The sequence below is a fragment of the Bacteroidota bacterium genome (assembly GCA_018831055.1).
GTDB lineage: Bacteria > Bacteroidota > Bacteroidia > Bacteroidales > B18-G4 > M55B132.
Genome location: JAHJRE010000022.1, coordinates 1 through 3,242 on the forward strand (window position 1 = coordinate 1; position 3,242 = coordinate 3,242).

Annotated in this window: 3 protein-coding genes; 1 reads left to right on the plus strand and 2 read right to left on the minus strand. The window is 44.6% G+C overall.

The features are described 5' to 3' along the window. Window positions 1-257: hypothetical protein (locus KKA81_01605; GenBank protein MBU2649604.1), on the plus strand; the 257-nt coding region annotated here is incomplete at its 5' end. 5 nt (window positions 258-262) lie between these two features. Here the strand turns inward: KKA81_01605 and KKA81_01610 are convergent. Together KKA81_01610 and KKA81_01615 are read right to left on the minus strand one after the other, a co-directional pair. After that, window positions 263-1,525 (minus strand): asparagine synthetase B, encoded by a 1,263-nt coding sequence (locus KKA81_01610; protein MBU2649605.1) that lies wholly within the window; start codon window positions 1,523-1,525, stop codon window positions 263-265. A gap of 37 nt (window positions 1,526-1,562) precedes the next feature. Next, a partial coding sequence (locus KKA81_01615) for a polysaccharide biosynthesis protein (GenBank protein ID MBU2649606.1) occupies window positions 1,563-3,242 on the minus strand: 1,680 nt, incomplete at its 5' end.

Genomic DNA, 3,242 nt, shown 5'->3' on the forward strand with positions numbered 1-3,242 from the left:
CCGATGATATTTTTTTCCAGGAAGGCAATGCATCCGGTGTTGATCTAAATGGCAAGGCATTTTCTACCCTTACTCTTTCCGGTCACGAATTGGTTAATGATCTCAGCTGCCCCTGGTTCTATTCCGGAATGGAGTCGATCCAGACCCCCGGACTTGAAATAACGGAAGGCCAGGTGGATTATGGTTATGAGGCCGGCTGCAACAAAAGAGTGTATTTCTTCTTTAACGGAAATCCGTTTTTTTATGACGCCAATTAGGCTTTTTAGGTTTTTTGCTTCTTCTTTTTTGCTGCAGGAAAAAGTATATTATTCAGGATGAGTCTGTAGCCTGCCGAATTGGGATGCAGATCCAGCTCCGTTGGCGGGTCGCCCACATAATGATGATAATCTTCCGGATCGTGGCCACCCAGGAAGGTCCAGGTACCTTTACCATATTCACCGTGGATATATCGGACTTCAGCCAAAGCCTTGTTTTCACCCATAATCAGGACTTCAGGTTTCAGGAACTCCTTACGAAATGCCGTTGTTTGCCCCATGAAACCCTTGATGATCCGGGTGTGATCCTGGCATAACATGGTTGGAACAGGATCCCATTTTGCTGAAAAATCGAATAAAGTAAAAAAATCATTGTTTTCCGTCACCTTTCTCACCCTTTCATCCGTGGCATCAATGGAAGAAATCTCATATTCGTAAGGACTTGTACTCAAAGTAAAACCTGTAAATGCAAAGCATTTACTGTAATCCAGCTTCGATTGTGCATCCGGGTCCATCGGATCTCCGTCGAACATCACATCGCAAATATCCACTCCTTCTGCAGCAAGCGCTACATCATAACTATCGGGGGCTGAACACATGGAAAACAAATAACCACCCCCAGCCACAAAATCACGTATCTTTTTTGCCACGGCAAGCTTACATTGCGAAACCTTTGAAAATCCAAGAGATTTGGCAGTTTCTTCCGCTGCCCGTTGATTATCACGATACCATTGAAAATCTTTGTACCGTGCCCAGAATTTCCCATACTGTCCAGTGAAATCTTCATGGTGAAGATGAAGCCAGTCATACATGGGAAGCATATCGTTGAGGACCTCCGGATCGTAAATAACATTATAAGGTATCTCAGCATAGGTAAGCACCAGCGTAACGGCATCGTCCCAGGGCTGCTTGTTCTTGGGAGAATAAACGGCGATTTTGGGGGGCTTATGGAGTTTCACCTCTTCCATGTTAACCTGCGGATCAGCGATTTCCTGCAAAATACCCATGGCCTGCACATCAGCTATAACCTGATAACTAACATCCCTGATCACACATTCATTTTCAATCAGTTGATGATGTAGGCACAGGAAACTCCCCCCCTTGTAGTTTAAGAGCCAGCTTACTTCCACTTCCTGCTGTAGTACCCAGTAGGCAATACCATAGGCTTTGAGATGGTTTTTCTGGGTATTGTCCATGGGAATAAGAATATAAGCCGCCTGTACAATTTGCCAGCCGGTAATAAGTATTATAAGGAATACGATTCTTCTCATAAATCAGGATTAACTTTTCAACGGTATTCCGGAAAGATTATTCTTTGAAATCGAGTTTTTGATAAACCGAATTCTGGCTTTTAAATTCCGGCACTATTTCTTTCATGATGGTAACAATCTCAAGGTCGTTTTGGTTGCGCAAGACCTGGTCGAGTTTATCCATCCCCTCCTGAACCTGTTCCGAAGAATATGTCATCACTTTTGCGATCATGATCTGTGGATGGTGCGTCGGTATGGTATTCTCGCTATCATTAAGCAGTTCCTCATAAAGCTTTTCCCCGGGTCGAAGCCCGGTAAACTTGATATGAATGTCTTTTCCTACCTCCAGTCCCGACAATTGGATCATTTTCTTTGCCAGGTCAACGATCTTCACCGATTTACCCATATCAAAAATGTAAACCTCCCCTCCTTTGCCCATGGCACCGGCTTCGAGGACAAGCTGGCAGGCTTCCGGTATGGTCATAAAGAAACGGGTGATCTCGGGATGGGTTACGGTAACGGGGCCGCCTTTCTCAATCTGGTCGCGGAAAAGTGGTATCACAGAACCGTTTGAACCCAAAACATTGCCAAACCGGGTTGTTATAAATAATGTGTTTCCAATTCCATTCAAAGCCTGAGTGTATATTTCAGCAATCCTTTTGGATGCCCCCATCACATTGGTCGGGTTCACAGCCTTATCGGTAGAGACCATAATAAACCTTCTGACTCCGTACTCTATCGACAGGTCAGCAAGCAACCTGGTTCCCATCACGTTGGTTTTGACAGCCTCGCCCGGGTGATACTCCATCATGGGGACATGCTTGTAAGCAGCTGCATGAAAGACAACATCGGGTTTATGTTGACGAAAGATATAATCCATCCTGTCGTGATCACAAATATCCGCAACCAATATCTCAAAGTTTTTTCCGGCGCAACGGTCCTGGCACTCAAGATCCAGATGGAACAAAGGACTTTCGGCCTGATCAACGAGAATAAGTTTATTAACCGAATATCCTGAAACCTGACGGGCGATCTCACTGCCTATGGAACCGCCGGCACCGGTGATCAACACATTCATCCCGGCGAGCTGCCTGCTGATATTATCCTCATCAAGCCTGATGATCTCCCTTTCCAGGAGGTCTTCTATTCTGACTTTCTTAATCTGCCTGAAACTCAGTTCTCCATTGATCCATTGTGAAACAGGAGGCACATGAAGTACCCTCGCATTGTATTTCAGACACAATTCGATGATTTCCTGTTTCCGTTCTGGCTTCAGTCGCGCGGTTGCTATGATCACAATGTCGGTTTTACCTTCAGCAATCAAATTGACAAGCTTATCAGGTGGATAAATGGTTACCCCTTCCAGAGTCTTGCCTACCTTCTGCTCATTGTCATCTATGAAAGCTTGCACTTTATAACTTATCCTGGAGTCTCTCTCCAGCGCATTTTTGGTGATTACACCCGCCTCACCGGCCCCGAAAATTATTACACGGGTTTGTTCTCCGGGTGGATTGATAAGTTCGAGGTAAGCCAGCTTTACAATCATCCTGAAAAGGGATAGAGCTCCGGAAGTTGCAATAAACTCAATGATTATGATAGAAAAAGGAATGAAAAAACGCTCGTTGATAAAATAATACGTGATCAGGTTGGTGATAATAAAAAGTATGCTTCCTGAAAAAATCACCAGAATGATCCTGAACACATCCTGGGTACTGGTATATCTTACAATTCCCGTATA